Source organism: Xenorhabdus sp. PB61.4, from assembly GCF_963894935.1.
In the GTDB taxonomy this organism is placed as follows: domain Bacteria; phylum Pseudomonadota; class Gammaproteobacteria; order Enterobacterales; family Enterobacteriaceae; genus Xenorhabdus; species Xenorhabdus stockiae.
On the sequence record NZ_CAWQJR010000174.1, the window covers coordinates 1 to 18,281 of the forward strand.

Genomic DNA, 18,281 nt, shown 5'->3' on the forward strand with positions numbered 1-18,281 from the left:
CCAGTAGCTCCTGTTCCCAGGGGTTGACAGGTGAAGTCATAGGACCTCTCTTGGGAGTAGAATAGAGAAGATAACCATCATGACACAAGATGAGTCACGACTGTAGTACTAGGAAATGACATTATTTAAGCAGAGTCTGTGCCTTCAAGGGTATACATTTGTTGTTCCAGCCCGCTTGCAATGAGTTTGAGGTCATTGCCGACCGCAATGAAACGAAACCCCTGACTGGCATAACGGTGAGCTAACTCGACACTGTTTGCGAATATACCCGGTGTTTTGCCATGTTTACGACAGGCTTCAAGTACACACTCAAATGCTTGTTCCATCTCAGGGCTTTCTACCTGTCCGGCCTGCCCCAGATCACTGGCTAAATCGCCACTTCCGATGAATAACACATCGATGCCATCAACGGCTGCGATTTCATCGGCGGCAGCCACTGCTCTGGCGGATTCTATTTGAACGATAGTCAGTAGTGAATCATTGGCTTCTGCAAAGTAGTCTGGCAGACGTGAAAAATAACCCGAGCAGCGTATGGGGTTGATTCCCCGTTTTCCTTTAGGCGGATAATAAACGCTGTCGGCGACCATTTTAGCCTCAGCGGCGGATTCCACCTTAGGCACCATCAACCCCATAGCTCCCGAATCCAGCGCTGCCTCTATCTGCTGGCGGTCATTACGTGCCACCCGAGCCATACCTGTGGAGCGAGATCCGTTCATCGCTTGTAACATTTGGATCAGATCGTGTCTGTCAGCCGGTGATGCTTCCATATCGACTAATAACCAGTCGGGGCCACGTACCGCACAACATTCTGCGATTAAAGAACTTGCTGAAACTAAAAACAGACCGAAACAGGTGAGTTTTTTTTCCAGCCGTTTTTTGCAGCGGTTATGTGCAGACAGCAGGGGATGGATTTCACTATCAGATCGCATATTAAACCTCCTTTTGAATAACACCGGCAAGATGACGGATTTCGGCTAACACAGAAGTTGGCAGTGATAACGTTATTGTATTTTTTGCCCCGTTATGGCGGGTGAAATAACCTTCACCGGGCATACGTGCCGGAGCTTCCGGGTGGCCTGAGTCACGACAATAGTTCATGATAGCTTCCGCCTCGCTCCGGATCGTATCAATGCCCCCCGGCATTCTGGATGGATCGATAACCAAAAACAGGCCACCGTTGCCGGGTGCACCCGGTCTGGCTACATGTCCGGCACCTGCAAGCGCACCACAGAATAATTCCATTGCTACGGCCAGCCCGTATCCTTTGTGTCCGGCAAGGTTGCCTCCCAGTGGCTGTATCGTTGCCCGTGGTGGGATATCGTAGAGACTGGAAGGATCGCGTATGTCATTCTTTTCGCCATCGACCAGACAGCCGGGTGGCACTGGTTTTTCCTCTTGGACGTGACGCCGGATAAAGCCTTCAGAGACAGTTGAAGTGCTCATATCTAATACAAAAGGATCTGCTGTGTTGGTTGGGAAGGCGAGCAACAGAGGGTTAGTACATAATCTCGCCAGATGACCTCCAGTCGGAGCAACCCGTGCTCCATTTCCCTGATAGTTACTGAATCCTATAACTGCAAGGGGCTGGTCATTAAAGCCTGCCAGAGAGCGGCCGATAGCCGCCAGTCTGCCCAGGTGATGGGCGTCACGCAGGCAGGCGATAGCGATTCCATGCTCCAGAGCCAGTTTTTGCAATATGAGTATTAACTCTTGCCGTACCAAGACACCAAAGGCTCGACAGCCGTCTACAATGGCGATGTTAGGCATGGTCAGCGATACAGCCGGAATAGCGGCAGGATTAAGTACGCCAGACTGAATATCGCCAATGTAGTCCGCTAGCCTTAATACACCGTGGGAGGGGTAGCCTGTTAATTCATTTTCTAGCAGATCATCCATCACCAGAGTTGCCACTTCCGCCGGTGTATTGGCCCGAATCAATGCAGTCTGCCCAAGCTCATGCAATTCCTGAACGGCGATTTTAGTCTTCATGAGTTGACCGTCGTTTGGTTACTGGTGCCGATATCGCTGAGAGCCGAAACACATAGCCGGAACTTGCCGGTAGGGGAATCGGGCATTCTGTCCAGTTGTTCAAATTCTATGTGAAACGGATACCCAGCATGATGGTGGATGCGTTCTACTATTTCGTCACAACGCTGCCGGGAAATGCCTGTAGGCACCATTAGCCGGATTCGTAAGCTCTCCAGACTATCCTGCACTACCTGAAACCACTCAATTTCCTCAAACCGCATGATCAAGAAAGAGAACAGATAAGCATCGATATAAGCACCGTCCGGCGTCAGTATCAAATCCTGCTGTCGTCCCGCAACATGACTCATGCGCGGAAGCCCAAGCCCGGAGGTACAGTTGCCTGCCATCGGTGAGGCAAGATCACTGGTTTCGTAGCGAATCAGCGGCATGGCAAAATTATTAAGTGTTGTCAGTATGACCCGGCCAGTCTCACCCGGTTGGCAGGCACTGCCATCATCGCGCAGGAATTCTTCCGCCACATTTTCCACTTGAATCAGCATACCATCGTGATGAGGGCTTTCGTGGGAGACAATATTCGTCTCGCGTGAACCGTACTTATCGTAAACTTCGCAGCGGAATACCCGTTGCAGTCGTTCACGAATGATTGGAGGAAGTGGTTCTGATGTCCCTTGTATTGCACGTAATGCAGGTACTCGTATAGATTCACGCTCCATTTGACGGGCAATCAGGTGCATTGCATTGGTGTAAGTGCTGATCAGTACCGGATTAAAACTGGCGAGATTCCGGGTAAACTCCCCAATTAATTCAGGGGATAATCTAAAAGTGTTAAATTCACGTCGGTTGCTCAGAAGATTCTTCAGTCGATCGGAAACGCTTTTTAGGCTCCAATAGATGGAGGAACCCCACAGTAAAGCAAATGGTTCACCAACTTTCCAGCCGGAGCACCACTGATAGGTTCTGAGCTGGTGGGCACGCATCCATAGCCGGAAATTAGCATCCTGAACGAAACAGGCACGTTTGCCTGTGGAGCCGCTGCTGTAGTTAGTTTGCAGCGTGACATGATCAGCCCGTGTCGAAATCAATTCAGCCTGATGCTGTGTTAATTCCTGTCTGGTCAACAACGGTAATTTGGTGAGATCTGACAGGCTGTTAAAATCATCGGGTCTTAAACCGCGCTCGTTAAAAACTCGGGTATAGTAGGGAACGCTTTCATAAGCATGAGTCAGCAATGTGTGCAATTTTTCCATTTGCAGCTTTCGGCATTCCCGCAGTGACAGGTATTGAGTTTCTTCCAGCCACTGCAATCGTTTTGCGACTTCGCCTTTACCCTGCATCTTTTCGCTTGCCCAGTATAGCTTGTTGGCCAGACTTGTATTTAGCTTCATAGTTTCCCTCTCTGCATAGCGTAATAGCGATTAAGCAAATTTTTGATGGATGCGTCGAAAGTAAGCCAATCATCTTCCTGTAATACGCGGTGCGCTAACGCCCAATAGTCATTTTCAAATGTTCCGTTGAACCATGACGCAAGCAAGGCTGAATGGCTAAAAGAACTGCTGGTGTCAGTAATGTTCTGATTGGCATCCCAGTCGTAAAACAGTATTGGCCCTACAGAGGTCAGATGCTGATTCAACTCCCGCAGTAATGCTTCGGGTACCAGTTTTTCCAGTATGAAAAGATAAGTTGGCAGGTAGATTAAAAAGCGGGCGCTAAGCAAGTCCAACAGACGATCACCATAGACGAACAGGCTGTCTGCGTAGCAATAATCTTTTAATTGCCGACGTTCATGATCGTCAGGTCGCTTGCTTGGCTGGCCGAGGAACTGGTTAAAATCAGTGATACCATCGACAAGTTTTACTCCCTGCCATACGGATTCTACGGACCGGGCCAGCCGTTTAGGCTGCCCCGGTACAGGAATAGAGGGTGATGGCCAGACATGGAAAGGATTAAAACTCTCAAACACTCGCATGTTAACGGGTGCTCCTTTGAAGCTGTCTACCATCATATAGTTTGACGTATCATCCAGCATGGTATTAAGTGCCTCCTGTCTGGAGGCAAAAATAGCCCGGTAGGGCACAGTCTGAGAACTCAAACGAGACCTCCATGACTAAGATGTATCACCCGGCGTTCACCTTCGCGGATGTATATATGCTGGCTATCACTATGCTCTTCCAGAATCCATTGTGGACGAGGCTGTTTGTATTTATTTTCACGTCCCCAGTCTTGTAGCCGGATACCCAGACGGCGCGCCTCAGCTTTCAGGTAGTCTGGCAGGACAGGGAAGGGAACAACCACAAAGCTCACCCCCGCTTTGGCATACAAAGCCAGTTCGTCCAGACGGGGGAGATCGCTTAGGTAAACCGCTAAACCGTTTTCAACGCGATTGTTACTATCGCTACCATCGCTCAATTTTGTCAGTAGTGAAGTGGCAACATCCCAGCTCTCTCCCATCCAGTCGGCTACAATTTCGCGGTTGTCTTTGACGACACAGGCAACATAGCAGTCAGGATGTTCCTCTGCCTGTTGTTGCAGTGGTAACAACCAATCGCCATGAGTATGGAAACTCCACTGGTAATTAAGATCCTCTTTTTCCAGCATCATTGTTGCCATGTTGTATTGAGTCAGTGGTGCTTCAATCTCATCGCGTTCTACCTGAAATCCCTGCTTGCGTAAAAATGCCAAACGTTCCTGATTATTGGACATTAATAAGATATTACGTATGCCGAGGAAGTGCAGGATAGCTGTTACCGCTTCATATGAGCGACTATCCAGAGGCGCATGGAAACGCTTATAAATCTCATCAGTATCCAGATTTTCATTCTGTCGGTAGTCATAAATGCGGAAGTGTTTTTCGATGCCTAAACCACGGGCATCCTGATCGATGCCATAGATCACCACTCCACCTTTATTCCGGGCAATACGCCGGAATGCTTCGTCAAGCTGAAAGCCACAATCGCATTGCTGGGAGTGCATGACGTGACCGAAGAAGCAAGCCGACTCGATCCGTAACGGCACGGCCTGCATGGAGTGAAGGTCTCCCAGCGTAGCGCAGGCCCAGCGTTTGCCCTGACATTCAAAGTAATGAAGCTGAAAATAATTGACGCTTTCGTCAATTTTCAGTGGAAGAGAAACAGGGCCGACTATATTTTCCAGTATCGTGTTTTCTGGTTGGTCGGTATGGCTGTATGTCATGATCTTCTCCTTAAAATGGTGGGTATAGGCAACGTTATATCCGGCGTGACAATAATGCCCGCGCCCAGGTTGGCCTTCCTGACAGAATGCAGGGTTGTGGTTCGGGAGCAGCAGTAAAACTGCATAGTTCGCCCATTTTCCAGGATGCCACTTTATCTGTGTGGGATCTGGTGGGGCAGATCGGAGCTATAACGCACTGACGTGCTGATAATGCCTGACATGCTTCAGCCTCTGAGGAGGCAAATGAGATTTGATTGCGAGCCTGATGAATAATGGTGTAATTTACATCGTTTTCCACATCCGTAATGGCGTGAGTGACTTGTTTGGTTAGCCAGTCCGCAGAGCTATTTCCCGGTTGGTCTAACTCCAGCTCTTTATCAGTGCGTAGCAAACGGATGCGAGGAGAGTCGTTTGCGCTACGGCGGCCGAAAAATAGTAGCAGAAGAGGGACACCGCGATCTCGCCAGTGTTTTTGTGCTGCGGTCAGCGCCTTACTTTCCTCACAGTAACGCAGTACAGGGCGAAGTCCGGCAGCTTGCAGCATACTAGCTAACTCCTGCATGCGTTTTTTTTCATCATCGTGCCGGCTACGTACCAAAATAACCACTTGTGTGGGAGCAAGCCGGGGATGAACAGTAAGTGAGCCATTGGTTCTGGCTGACAGATAAAGCTGCGCGTATAGCACCCTGCGACTGATAAAACCATCCAACTGCCAGGCATGCTGCCTTTGTTCCCCTTTACCAAAGCCGATATCGTAACGACGAGACAGTTCCTGCCCCTGAAAATATAGCGCTGACGTTTGCACGCATTCACCACTGGGAAGGGGAGTATCGCTGCCTATAGCCCATTGATACAGTTCTGAACGGTTGCCCCACGGAGGGCGTACGCCCACTATTTGTGGCAGAGGTAAGGAAGCAGACAGTGCAGTCAGGGAGCTATCTATACGCTGCAAATCCAGTAATGCGGCGTTCGGAGTCCGGTGGCAGCAGTGAAATTCGAATATGTCAGCTGCTTCAAGTGCACTGAATACCCCTTTACCACTGCGATCAGCCGAACTGAGAGGACGGAAATAGCGAGCTCGCTGGAACATGCGGATTGGCATCACGTCTGGCGTATTGATCATTTTTTTCCAATGACTGGCAATGACCTGCTCACCCGTCGGAAGTAATATACCGCGCTCACGCTGGCTCTGAGTGTCTATGGTGGTTGCGACTCTCAACAGATTACGCTCTATATCAAGTAAATCAGCCATAGGTTCAAAACAGCTTTCTGCCACAACATGCGGATAGGCGTACTCCTCCAGCTCTATTGCCTCATAAGCCGTTCTTATCCTTGTGGCGATGATTTCGCTCAATGCCACTCCCCAGGGAAGCAGAACGGTTGCACCAGGGATGGGGACGACACCGAGATCACAAATGCCAGCCTGCTTTAGCGAACGGGAGAATTCCCCCATTGTCAGCGCAGCCAGCGTAGAATTTGTCGTTGTCTGAGACGAACATACAGGCCAGGGAAGCTGGCTGATAACAGCTTTCGGATTATGGGTCAGCCAGTCTGGTAATGTTGGCAGTATGCCGCCCAGCGAATCTGCTCTTACCTGTGGATTGGGTGAACCGATATATACATCAGGCTTCATGCTTATTTTATTCCGTTCCGAATTCGTTTATCTGGCGGGTGCGATAGCGGTTTTCTCCCGCTAAAGAAATACCGTCTACCCAGGTTCGATTAATCATCGGATGCGCTTCATGGGTGGGGCCGAAGTCAGAATCAGGGTGATAGACCACGATCCGCAGCGGGGTATCATCAGTATGGAAGCTGTGAATTTCGTCTGTTGGCAGTAAGAATATTCCTCCGGCTATCAGGTCGGTTTTCGACTTTTCAGTCAGACAATAGCCAGCCCCTTCTATGACGATCCCGATCCGAACCGAAGGATGGGTATGAGCTGTTTGATTCAGCCTTGGTGGAACATACAGGTAGTTTAGACAGGGGTCTCCCTTAAGTGGCGGCGATATGAGAAGGCTATCGGAACAGCCATCTATGTATTTCAGTCGTCCCAGTCGTTCCACTGGGCCACCAAATGACAGGAAGCCTTTGTAGCCATTTCTGATGCAAATCAAACCGACAAAGGGAGAAAGCTCCGCAGGCCCGGGAATGGAAAAGTACATCCCCTCGCGTAGTTGTTGTGAAGTACCATCGATGGAGACAGTTAAATCTCCCTGATGAACGAATCCATAAGCAGTATTATTCTCTTCGACGTGGATAGTATGTTGACCGCCAGAGATATGCAGAGTTGATGAAAAATTGACGTCCAGATCGTACCGCGATAGCGGCTGCATGATATCGAATATTTCCATAGCAAATTCCTTTAGACTAAGATTTAAAATGTAAATCAGGTTTAATCGGACTAGCATTGTTAACATTTCGAAAGATGCTTTTTAATACAGCTCGGTGCGATAAATCGTCAATATTATTTATGCATCACTATCCTTTGTTTTTTATTAAATACGCCCCTGACTTATTTAATGAACGGATAAATTCACCACATATGAATAACACTTGCTCATCAAATAAATAACGAACATTTCACCTCCCTTAAAAAATGAGAAATTACTTTGGATTCAATCTTCAAATTATTTTTAGGTATGGTTTTCAGGAATGATTTCGGGGATTGCCTTGATTTTGGCTTTTGAATATTACTTTGGCAGGTCTTTTTTTGTTTTTGAACAAGTGATTGTGGAATTTTTATGCGAAGCGTATCGAAAAAAATGCGACTTATCCTGTTTACGCTGGCATAGCGGCAGCTAACTCCCTATAATCCGCCAAACATAGCATGAAAGAATGCTATTTTTCCCCACTTTATTTTTTCTTTCTAACCAGGTTATTTTTAGTATGGCTGATGAAGCACATAAGTGTACAATCGTAGGCATTGCAGGTGCCTCCGCTTCGGGCAAAAGCCTTATTGCCAACACACTTTATCGAGAATTACGGGCTCAGGTTGGCGATCATAATATCGGTGTTATCCCAGAAGATTGCTATTATAAAGACCAAACTAACACCCCGATGGAAGAACGCATTAAAGTCAATTATGACCATCCAAGTTCAATGGATCACGATTTACTGTTTGAGCATATTCAGACTTTGAAAGCCGGTAACTCCATTGAATTGCCCCAATATGACTACGCTGAACACACACGAAAATCAAAATCCATCCACTTCGAACCAAAGCGCGTTATTATCCTTGAAGGTATTCTATTATTAACGGATAAGCGTTTGCGTCAGGAACTGGACTTCTCTATTTTTGTTGATACACCACTGGATATTTGCCTGATGCGTCGCATTAAGCGTGACGTAAATGAACGTGGGCGTTCATTGGATTCTGTAATGGAACAGTATAAGAAAACTGTCCGTCCGATGTTCCTGCAATTCATCGAGCCATCAAAACAATATGCGGATATTATTGTTCCCCGTGGTGGAAAAAACCGTGTGGCTATTGACATACTGAAAGCTAAAATTGGCCAATTTTGCGAATAACCTGTTGAACAGGTATTCATAAGAATCATCGTATTTTGAGAGGAAGTAATGCGACTCTGTGACCGTGACATTATTAAATGGCTTGATGAAGGTAAACTGGTAATTACCCCACGTCCTCCCGTCGAACGTATTAATGGGGCAACTGCGGATGTTCGCCTTGGGAATCAGTTTCGCGTTTTTCGTGGTCATACCGCTGCTTATATTGACTTGAGCGGCCCTAAGGCTGAAGTCAATGCTGCGCTTGATCGTGTCATGAGCGATGAAATCATTTTACCGGATGGGGAAGCTTTTTTTCTGCATCCCGGTGAATTGGCACTGGCAGTCACACTGGAATCTGTCACATTGCCTGCTAATCTTGTTGGGTGGCTGGATGGTCGCTCATCTTTGGCTCGTCTTGGGCTGATGGTGCATGTTACGGCTCATCGGATCGATCCGGGCTGGCATGGTCAAATTGTTCTGGAATTCTATAACTCAGGAAAACTGCCATTAGCTCTGCGCCCTGGAATGGTGATTGGTGCTTTAAGCTTTGAACCGCTTTCAGGTGATGCTGAACGTCCTTATAACCGACGTCAGGATGCCAAATATAAAAATCAGAAAGGAGCTGTAGGGAGCCGAATCAGCGAGGATTAATCTTTTCTGATGCAGATATCTAGTAAAATATACCCAATGAATTTCGAGTTGCATCGCGGCGGCAAGGGAGAGAATCCCCTGGAACATAGATAACTATGTGACTGGGGTGAACGAGCGCAAGCCAACAAAGAGGCAGCTTGAAAGACGAAGGGTATAGTCATTTGGTGAAAATAATCATCTTGTGGACATGAGACTGGGGAAGTCATGAAAAGATTGTTGACGACACTCATTATTTTGTTAGTCGTAGTTGTTGCAGGTCTGACGGCATTAGTTATGTTGATTAATCCGAACGATTTTCGTAACTACATAGTAAAACAAGTACAAAAAAAGAGTGGCTACCAGCTCGTGTTACAGGATGATCTGCGTTGGCATGTCTGGCCAAAACTGAGTATTTTGACCGGACAGGTATCACTGACTGCTCCCGGCGCAAAAAAGCCTGCAATTGTGGCAGAAAATATGCGTCTGGATGTTGAGTTATTGCCCCTGTTATCCCACCAGTTGGCGGTTAAGGAAGTTATGCTCAAAGGGGCTGTTTTCCGCCATACACCTGATAGCCAGCCACAACAAAAGCCTGAAGCGCCTATTGCACCGGAAAGTGATATTCATTATCCGGTAGAAGGCAATGGCCAAAGCTGGAAATTGGATATTGACAGGATCAAAGTAGAAGACAGTTTGCTAATCTGGCAAACCAACTCCCATTCGCAGTTAAACATACGGGATATTAACCTGCTGATGAAGCGTCAGGATCAGCATCATATTAATCTTGAGCTTAATAGTAAGATTAATAAAAATCAGCAGGAATTTGCTTTTGAACTTGATGCTGACATTAATATTGCTGATTATCCACAGTATATAACAGGCGATATGAATTCATTTAAATATCAGCTTACAGGTGTTGGTTTACCTTCAGAAGGTATTACTGGGGAGGGTTCTGCCTTCGTACGATATGATGCCTTTTCTTCATTTATTTCGTTACAAAAAATAGCGCTTAAGATAAATGAGAGTGAATTAGCTGGTGGAGTGGATATTAATCTGAAAGATAAACCAGACTATTCCATCAATTTATCTTCACCAGAATTAAATTTAGATAACCTGCTGGGATGGGATAAATTAGTAAAGAATAGTTTTCAGGAAAAAATTGATTACCGGATGGAAAATAATTCGGTAAAGCCAGTGATTGCAAAGTCAGTTTCACCTTTATCCAATTATGATCTCAGTTTCTTTAAAGGATTTAATGCTCACCTGTTATTTAAAGCAAATAAATTTATTTATCAGGGGATGGATATTGATAACTTTGTTTTCAAGGCTGTCAATAACGAAGGAATGGCAAATATCTTAAGGCTGAGTGGTAATGCATTTGGGGGATATTTTGCGCTTCCTGCAACGGTTGATGCAACGGTCAATCCGGCTAAACTGCATGCGAAACTCTTATTACAAAATATTGACTTACAGCCTCTGCTGAAAGCATTGGATTTACCGTCAGTATTCAGTGGACAGTTAGCGCTGGACGGGGATCTTTTTGGGGAAGGGTATGATGAATATGCCGTCGCTCATTACTGGCAGGGAGACCTGAACGTTAATCTAAAAAATGCGCGTTTAGATGGGTTGAATATTCCAATGTTGATTCAACAATCTTTTTCACGAGTAACCGATCAGGTTAAACAGCCCACGAATACGCAGAGCTTTACTGGCGCACAAAATTTGTCAGTAAAGGCACAACTGGCGCAAGGCGAAATCAAAATTAACGGCCTTTCTGCAAATTCTGAGCATTCAAAGATTGAAGGGCAGGGCAAAGCAAACTTACTGAAACAAAATGTTGATGTTGCATTGCTGGTGCAGTTAACCGGTGGCTGGGGGCAACAAAATGAGTTAGTCAGCCATTTAGAAAAATTAAAAGTACCATTGCGGATTTATGGTGATTGGAACAATTTGCAATATGCTCTGAATGTTGAATCCATCTTGCACGATGAATTACAACAAAAAGTTAAACAATCTATAAAGAACTGGTTTGATAATATTGATAGCAGTAAGAATAAGAAAAAAGCCACAGAAAAATAGATAATTTGAGCATCATCAGGTGATTAATTTGCCAATCACCTGATGAATAATAAAGCGGGTATTTTTACTCCCTGCTACTGCTAATACCCGGTCACTTCATAATAAAACTCAGGAGTCCAGCCTAATTCTGGTGTGGTAACTGATATGGTTAAAGTATCCTGAGATAATCCGACTCCATCCGAATTACTTCTTTGGGTTCTAACATCAGCCAGATGGCTTGGGCCTTGGCTATCGAAATTATTACAAGCGATACTGGCGTGACACGAAATAATGCCATTGGGCAGGCTGACCGGTAACCGTATTTTGTAATAATTGGTATAGTACGTTACTCCACCGACAATCGATGTGTTTTCTTGCTTAATTGGTGTACCGGCTATCGCTACGCCGCTTATTTGAGTAATTTTCCCAAGGTTAATGATCGTAGCATCTTGTCCGATTAGTTGAGATTCAATTTTTGAACCAATCAAATCACCTAAGCCTATATTTTTTACGAACGCGTTTTTGTCCGGAATATCGGCACCATTCTCATCTTTTTCTAGTCGGCCATTAGCGTTTTTAGTGACTTTGTCTAGGCGGGAATCGATCTCGTTTTTATTATAAGTACCTACATCTAATGCGGTGAGGGTAATATCGGTTAGTAATGCCTTATTGTTCACTGTACGGGTCAGTGGAACTTTGCCATTGACATTATTATTGGCATCATTTGCTAGTTTTCTGACAGAATTGATTTGTTGATCAATTTCTCCTTTAGCATAGGTATCTACATCAGATGCGTTCAGCATAATGTCTGTCAATAATGCTTTATTATTTATCGTACGGAAAACTGGTACTTTGCTATCGGCATTATTATTGGCAGCATTGGCCAGTTCTTTGACGCCATCAATAAGCTGATCGGTTTCCTCCTTATCGTAAGCATTTACATCAGATGCTATCAATTTGATATCATTGACTAATTCTTTTCCGTTTATCCGACGGGTTAACGGGACTTTGCTTGCCGCATCACGGATGGCGGTGGTGCCGTTTTGGTTGGCGGTATCCGCCAGTTTCATTGCCTGCGCGACGTCCTGCTGGATGGGGGCAATCAGCGCATCGGTCTCGGCCTTGTTATAGGCATCCAGGTCCGCTGCGATCAGGCGGATATCATTGACCAGCTCTTTATCATTAATTTTACGGGTTAACGGGACTTTACTTTCCGCATTGTTGATGGCGCTGGTGGCATTCTGGTTGGCGGTATCTGCCAGTTTCATTGCCTGCGCGATGTCCTGCTGGATGGGGGCAATCAGCGCATCGGTTTCAGTTCTGTTGTAGGCATCCACGTCCGCCGCGTTTAGATTGATATCACTGACCAGCTCTTTATGGTTGATCTTACGGGTTAACGGAACTTTGTTTTCCGCATTGTTGATGGCGCTGGTGGCATTCTGGTTAGCGGTATCTGCCAGTTTCATTGCCTGCGTGACATCCTGCTGAATGGGTGCAATCAGCGCATCGGTTTCAGTCCTGTTGTAGGCATCTACGTCTGCTGCGATCAGGCGGATATCATTGACCAGCTCTTTATCATTAATTTTACGGGTTAACGGGACTTTACTTTCCGCATTGTTGATGGCGCTGGTGGCATTCTGGTTAGCGGTATCCGCCAGTCTCATTGCCTGCGCGACGTCCTGCTGGATGGGGGCAATCAGCGCATCGGTCTCAGTCTTGTTGTAGGCATCCACGTCCGCTGCGATCAGGCGGATATCACTGACCAGCTCTTTATCATTAATTTTACGGGTTAACGGGACTTTGTTTTCCGCATTGTTGATAGCGCTGGCTGCGTTTTGATTGGCGGTATCTGCCAGTTTCATTGCCTGCGCGATATCCTGCTGGATGGGCGCAATCAGCGCATCGGTCTCAGTCCTGTTGTAGGCATCCACATCCGCCGCGTTTAGATTGATATCATTGACCAGCTCTTTATGGTTGATCTTACGGGTTAGCGGAACCCATTTCTTCATGGCATTAACTGGATCGGCTAAATTATAGGCTTTCTGGGCTAATTCATGGGTAGATTTCACCGCTTTGGATGTAGCTGCGTGAGCCTCACTATTACTGTCTACCGCATTACTCAGAATGACAAAGCCTTTATTTTTTAATGTGGCATCGGGATGATTACGACTTTCTGCATGATCTCTAATTTTCCCTCTGACATAGCTACGAGTGGCTAAGCCAGAAATTAGTTCTGCTATCCAGCCAGTTAAATTTCTATCACCAATAGGCAAAACCATGCGAACTGTTTGTTCCTGCATTTGTGATTTGTACAGAGCAGCACAGTTTCCGACAGCGATTAGCGTATTATCTTCATCAAACAGGCCTATTTCTCGGATCCACCAGTTACCCTCAGTTTCCGGAATTATCTGCTCAACAATAATTTGGTTAGGGTTATTGGGATCGATGAATAGCCTGTCAATTTCTGCACGATGTTTTTCATTTATTAATTGGCTTTGATTGGCATCAGGTGTTGGTAAATGCCCATCGCCAACAGCCATATGTGTGATCTCAAGTTTATTTCCTGAGGTTGCTGCATTTTCCAGTTTATTGGCGCCTGAATCCGTCAATAATGCAAAATATTTATTACTCATGTAACCCCCATATTTATGAATGACAAGTCAATGAAGTAAGACATACAATTGCATACGTAAGATTTTAAGGCTTAATTATCTGAAAATTCACATTAAATCGATATAATAAAATTTGTCAGAACTAAAAAAACCGACATAATGCCGGTTTTTTAGTAAGTCATATCTATATTTAATAGATTATTCGACCGTTTCTTCTTCCACTTTCAGTGATGTTATTTTCACTTTATTGATGCGGTGGCTGGTGATTTCCATCGGTTCAAATAGATAATCACCGATCTTTAGCTGTTCGCCCAGTTGTGGAATATGTTGCAGATGCTCCATCAATAAGCCTGCCAGTGTCTGATATTCGCGTTTTTCATCCAGCGGTAGCGGAACGTAAAGTACCAAATCATCCAGTGGCATAAAACCATTGGCAATCCAGTCCCCTTCTTCTGTGACCTGGATATCGTGACGGGCATCAATTTCTCCACTACCTACCGGTAAGTTTCCTGTAATCGTTTCCACTACATCGGTGACCGTAACGATACCTTCAACAGAGCCGAACTCATCAACAACAAAAGCAAAATGCGTTTGAGCCTGACGGAATTGCTCTAATGCCTGAAGCAAGGAAAGAGATTCAGGAAAAATTAATGGTTGTTGTACTAACTGACGCAAATCAAAGGGATGATGAGTAAGCTGTTGATTAAGGATATCGATTACATGCACGACCCCCAGTGGTTCATCACTGGTTTTTTCATCTGTAACCACAATTCGGGTATGTGGTTTTTGTTTCAGTAGTACAGCCAGTTTGTCCATGGGGGAATGAACATCAAGGTAAACGACATCATGGCGTGAAGTCATGATGCTGCTGACAGTGCGTTGTGCAAGGCTAAGAACACGGGCAATCATTTGCCGTTCCTGTGGTTCAAAGACTTCTTTGTGCTCTTCATGATCTGCAATCAAATTAGATGCATGATCATCCAGATTCGCGCTTTCACGTTTACCATTTAAAATATGCAGAACTGCTTCTGCCGTTCTTTCACGTAATGAACGGGAAGCACTCAGAAATTTGCGGCGGTTGAACTGGGCAAATTGATTTAGTGCTTCAATTATAATAGAGAAACCAATGGCGGCATAAAGGTAGCCTTTGGGAATGCGATAACCAAAGCCTTCTGCAACCAGACTGAAGCCAATCATTAACAGGAAGCTGAGACACAATATCACTATGGTCGGGTGAGCGTTGACAAACTTTGTCAGTGGCTTACTGGCCCATATCATCAGGATCATAGCAATAATGACAGCAGCGATCATGATACCAATGTGATCAACCATACCGACAGCAGTAATCACGGAGTCCAGTGAGAAGACCGCATCCAGAACAATAATCTGTACAACCACTGCCCAGAAACTTGCTCCTTTACGCTGTTGATTGGTATGCAGATTTTTTCCTTCCAGCCGTTCATTCAGTTCCATTGTTGCTTTAAAAAGCAGGAATATTCCCCCAATCAGCATAATTGAATCGCGGGCGCTGAATGAATGACCCCACAGAGTCAGCAATGGCGCTGTCAGGGAGACAAGCCAGGAGAGGCTGAATAAGAGGACAAGCCGCATTAACAGAGCACAGGATAAGCCCGTTAGCCTTGCCTTATCCCTTTGCTTTTCCGGTAGTTTATCTGCCAGAATGGCAATAAATATTAAGTTGTCAATGCCCAGAACAATTTCTAAAACGATAAGAGTGGCCAGACCTGCCCATATCGTCGGATCAGCGATCCATTCCATACAGTTTATTTTACCTTTTAGTATGACGGCGTGTGCCGACTCCTGAATAATGAGGATTGACTGTCAAAATATCAATAGATGATTTATTGCGGCTGGAAATTTTTTCAGCAAAAAAACAGTATGACGATATCGATTGCATCAATAACTACCCCCAATACCCATTCATGAGTTAACATGTGATCTCATTAACAAATTGTCTACTATATTTTGTTGTACTCAACATTGTTACATGTGCAACATTTTGGTAGATAGCAGTCATTATCAGACGGGAGTTATTCATGTCCAAACAACAGATCGGTGTTGTCGGTATGGCGGTTATGGGTCGCAATCTGGCGTTGAATATTGAAAGCCGTGGCTACTCTGTATCTATCTTCAACCGCTCCAGTGATAAAACTGATGAAGTTATCGCTGAAAATCCAGGGAAAAAATTAGTTCCAAGTTATTCCATTGAAGAGTTTGTCGATTCACTGGAAAAACCGCGTCGTATCCTGTTGATGGTTAAGGCCGGTGAAGCTACGGATAAAACTATTGCATCTCTGACGCCACATTTGGATAAGGGTGACATTCTGATTGATGGCGGCAATACCTATTTTCAGGATACTATCCGCCGTAACCGTGAATTATCTGCGCAAGGCTTTAATTTCATCGGTACAGGGGTTTCTGGTGGTGAAGAAGGTGCATTAAAAGGCCCTTCAATTATGCCGGGTGGGCAGAAAGAAGCCTATGAACTGGTTGCGCCGATTCTGAAAGAGATTGCTGCTCAGGTGGATGGTGAACCTTGTGTGACTTATATTGGTGCTGATGGTGCCGGTCACTATGTGAAAATGGTTCACAATGGCATTGAATATGGCGACATGCAGTTGATTGCTGAGGCTTACTCTTTATTGAAACATTCACTGAATCTGGGTAATCAGGAACTGGCAGATGTATTCAGTAGCTGGAATGAAGGTGAACTGAGTAGCTATCTGATCGAAATTACTGCTGATATCTTCCGTAAGAAAGATGAAGAAGGTAAATATCTGGTTGATGTCATTCTGGATGAAGCAGCCAATAAAGGAACCGGTAAATGGACCAGCCAAAGTTCTCTTGATTTGGGTGTTCCGGTAACGTTGATTACTGAATCAGTTTTCGCACGTTACATTTCTTCACTGAAGGATCAGCGTGTTGCCGCATCTAAAGTTCTGTCAGGCCCAGAAGCGCAGCCATTTGCAGGTGATAAAGCGGAATTTATTGAAAAAGTCCGTCGTGCGTTGTACTTAGGCAAAATTGTTTCTTATGCGCAGGGCTTCCAACAGCTGAAAGCCTCTTCCGATGAATACAATTGGGATCTGAACTATGGTGAGATCGCTAAGATCTTCCGTGCGGGTTGTATTATCCGTGCTCAGTTCCTGCAAAAAATCACGGATGCTTACAACGAAAATCCGGCTATTGCTAACCTGTTGCTGGCACCTTATTTCAAACAAATCGCTGATGAATACCAACAAGCTCTGCGCGATGTCGTTTCTTATGGCGTACAGAACGGTATTCCAACTCCAACATTCTCTGCTGCCATCTCTTATTATGACAGCTACCGTTCCGCAGTCCTGCCTGCCAACCTGATTCAGGCACAGCGTGACTATTTTGGTGCGCATACCTACAAACGCACTGATAAAGAAGGTGTATTCCATACCGAGTGGTTAGAATAATAGAAAGTTAATATTTAACTATTATTATTCAAAAAGGTGCTGAATTATTCAGCACCTTTTTTACAGGCAATTCCCAGTAGTAAATTCAGGGAAATGATTACTATTCTAACAGCCAGTGGGCAACATGCTCCATCCAATGATCGAGATGAGCATCAAGCATATTGTTCAGTAATATGATGCAGGTAATAATAACCAGACCAAGCATTATCAAAATAAACAATTTATTCATAGGATAATTACTCATCTTGTCTGGTTGAATTATAGCAGAACGTAAGTTTTGCTCAGGTTAAATCTGGCTGATTGCTCACTTTGCGAAATGCAATTAACTCAGGCATAGCGATACGGCGGTAATCTTTTGTATTTAAAATAATTGATCGTTCCAGGCTGCCGGCGTTAAATGCCAATTCATCATAGCGTTCAAATAAAAGTGGGTCGGCAATCAGCTTTAAGTCAGGGTGAAAACTAAAGGGAGGGATGGCACCAAAAACACAGCGGGTTAATTCGGAAACCTCTTTCGGGCTTGCCAGTGATGCTCTGTTGCCACCAGCCTGTTTGGCCAGAACTGCCAGAACTGCCAGATCAGCCTGCTGATCGGCGGGTAAGATTGCCAGAATATATTGACGGTAATTATTTCCCTTAACATGGCAGACTAAAGCTTTTGCCCCCTGACCTAAATGTGTCCCACGTATTTTTGCGACTTCCTCTGATTTCCCGCCAGTGGCATGTTCCATCACCCGATAACGGGCATGATTAGTATCAAGTAAGGTAGTAAGGTGTTCAAAAATATCATTTTTTAACAAAATGCTCTCCTGATCCTGAGTATTTTTAATTG

Annotated in this window: 15 protein-coding genes; 4 read left to right on the plus strand and 11 right to left on the minus strand. The window is 45.2% G+C overall.

Annotation, left to right across the window (positions count from 1 at the left end; all coding sequences use genetic code 11):
* Nucleotides 1-125: 125 nt before the first annotated feature.
* From AACX68_RS13590 to AACX68_RS13620, 7 genes are read right to left on the minus strand one after another with little or no spacing between them, the layout of a single operon-like run.
* The gene (locus AACX68_RS13590) at nt 126-929 is read right to left on the minus strand and encodes an HpcH/HpaI aldolase family protein (protein WP_228859462.1); all 804 of its coding nucleotides are present in this window, start codon (nt 927-929) and stop codon (nt 126-128) included.
* Nucleotide 930: 1 nt separating this feature from the next.
* Entirely contained in the window at nt 931-1,989 is a 1,059-nt protein-coding gene (locus tag AACX68_RS13595) for an Ldh family oxidoreductase (RefSeq protein WP_228859463.1), read from the minus strand.
* Complete coding sequence (locus AACX68_RS13600) at nt 1,986-3,374, minus strand: phenylacetate--CoA ligase family protein (protein ID WP_228859464.1); 1,389 nt, start codon at nt 3,372-3,374, stop codon at nt 1,986-1,988. The genes AACX68_RS13595 and AACX68_RS13600 overlap by 4 nt, the downstream gene beginning before the upstream one ends.
* Nucleotides 3,371-4,078: a DUF6939 family protein gene (locus AACX68_RS13605; RefSeq protein ID WP_228859465.1), complete on the minus strand. Its 708-nt coding sequence runs from the start codon at nt 4,076-4,078 to the stop codon at nt 3,371-3,373. The genes AACX68_RS13600 and AACX68_RS13605 overlap by 4 nt, the downstream gene beginning before the upstream one ends.
* The gene (locus AACX68_RS13610) at nt 4,075-5,178 is read right to left on the minus strand and encodes a hypothetical protein (protein WP_228859466.1); all 1,104 of its coding nucleotides are present in this window, start codon (nt 5,176-5,178) and stop codon (nt 4,075-4,077) included. Before AACX68_RS13610 ends, AACX68_RS13605 begins: the two co-directional genes overlap by 4 nt.
* Before the next feature lie 34 nt (nt 5,179-5,212).
* Nucleotides 5,213-6,811, minus strand: coding sequence for a hypothetical protein (locus AACX68_RS13615; RefSeq protein WP_228859467.1), 1,599 nt, complete (start codon nt 6,809-6,811; stop codon nt 5,213-5,215).
* Between the two features lie 7 nt (nt 6,812-6,818).
* Nucleotides 6,819-7,511 carry an AraC family ligand binding domain-containing protein gene (locus AACX68_RS13620; protein WP_193756888.1) on the minus strand — a complete coding sequence of 231 codons (693 nt, stop codon included), beginning with the start codon at nt 7,509-7,511 and terminating at the stop codon, nt 6,819-6,821.
* 553 nt (nt 7,512-8,064) lie between these two features.
* On the opposite strand from AACX68_RS13620, the gene udk reads away from it, so the two are divergent.
* The 3 genes from udk to asmA all read left to right on the plus strand — a co-directional run bounded on the left by udk (nt 8,065) and on the right by asmA (nt 11,394).
* The gene (gene udk / locus AACX68_RS13625; protein WP_228859468.1) at nt 8,065-8,706 is read left to right on the plus strand and encodes a uridine kinase; all 642 of its coding nucleotides are present in this window, start codon (nt 8,065-8,067) and stop codon (nt 8,704-8,706) included.
* A 48-nt stretch (nt 8,707-8,754) separates the two neighbouring features.
* Nucleotides 8,755-9,336, plus strand: coding sequence for a dCTP deaminase (gene dcd / locus AACX68_RS13630; protein WP_099121235.1), 582 nt, complete (start codon nt 8,755-8,757; stop codon nt 9,334-9,336).
* A 204-nt stretch (nt 9,337-9,540) separates the two neighbouring features.
* A complete protein-coding gene (gene asmA / locus AACX68_RS13635; protein ID WP_228859469.1) occupies nt 9,541-11,394 on the plus strand; it encodes an outer membrane assembly protein AsmA in 1,854 nt (617 codons plus the stop codon).
* A gap of 80 nt (nt 11,395-11,474) precedes the next feature.
* On the opposite strand, the gene AACX68_RS13640 is transcribed toward asmA, so the two are convergent.
* Nucleotides 11,475-14,006, minus strand: coding sequence for a phage tail protein (locus AACX68_RS13640; protein WP_228859470.1), 2,532 nt, complete (start codon nt 14,004-14,006; stop codon nt 11,475-11,477).
* Nucleotides 14,007-14,183: 177 nt separating this feature from the next.
* Nucleotides 14,184-15,764 (minus strand): TerC family protein, encoded by a 1,581-nt coding sequence (locus AACX68_RS13645; protein WP_228859471.1) that lies wholly within the window; start codon nt 15,762-15,764, stop codon nt 14,184-14,186.
* 278 nt (nt 15,765-16,042) lie between these two features.
* Here AACX68_RS13645 and gndA point away from each other — a divergent pair, with 278 nt between their 5' ends.
* Nucleotides 16,043-17,449 carry an NADP-dependent phosphogluconate dehydrogenase gene (gene gndA, locus AACX68_RS13650; RefSeq protein WP_228859472.1) on the plus strand — a complete coding sequence of 469 codons (1,407 nt, stop codon included), beginning with the start codon at nt 16,043-16,045 and terminating at the stop codon, nt 17,447-17,449.
* A gap of 100 nt (nt 17,450-17,549) precedes the next feature.
* Here the strand turns inward: gndA and AACX68_RS13655 are convergent, their stop codons facing one another.
* Together AACX68_RS13655 and AACX68_RS13660 are read right to left on the minus strand one after the other, a co-directional pair.
* Nucleotides 17,550-17,678: a hypothetical protein gene (locus tag AACX68_RS13655; protein WP_255705591.1), complete on the minus strand. Its 129-nt coding sequence runs from the start codon at nt 17,676-17,678 to the stop codon at nt 17,550-17,552.
* A gap of 52 nt (nt 17,679-17,730) precedes the next feature.
* Nucleotides 17,731-18,249: a YbaK/prolyl-tRNA synthetase associated domain-containing protein gene (locus tag AACX68_RS13660; RefSeq protein ID WP_228859473.1), complete on the minus strand. Its 519-nt coding sequence runs from the start codon at nt 18,247-18,249 to the stop codon at nt 17,731-17,733.
* Between the last annotated feature and the right edge of the window lie 32 nt (nt 18,250-18,281).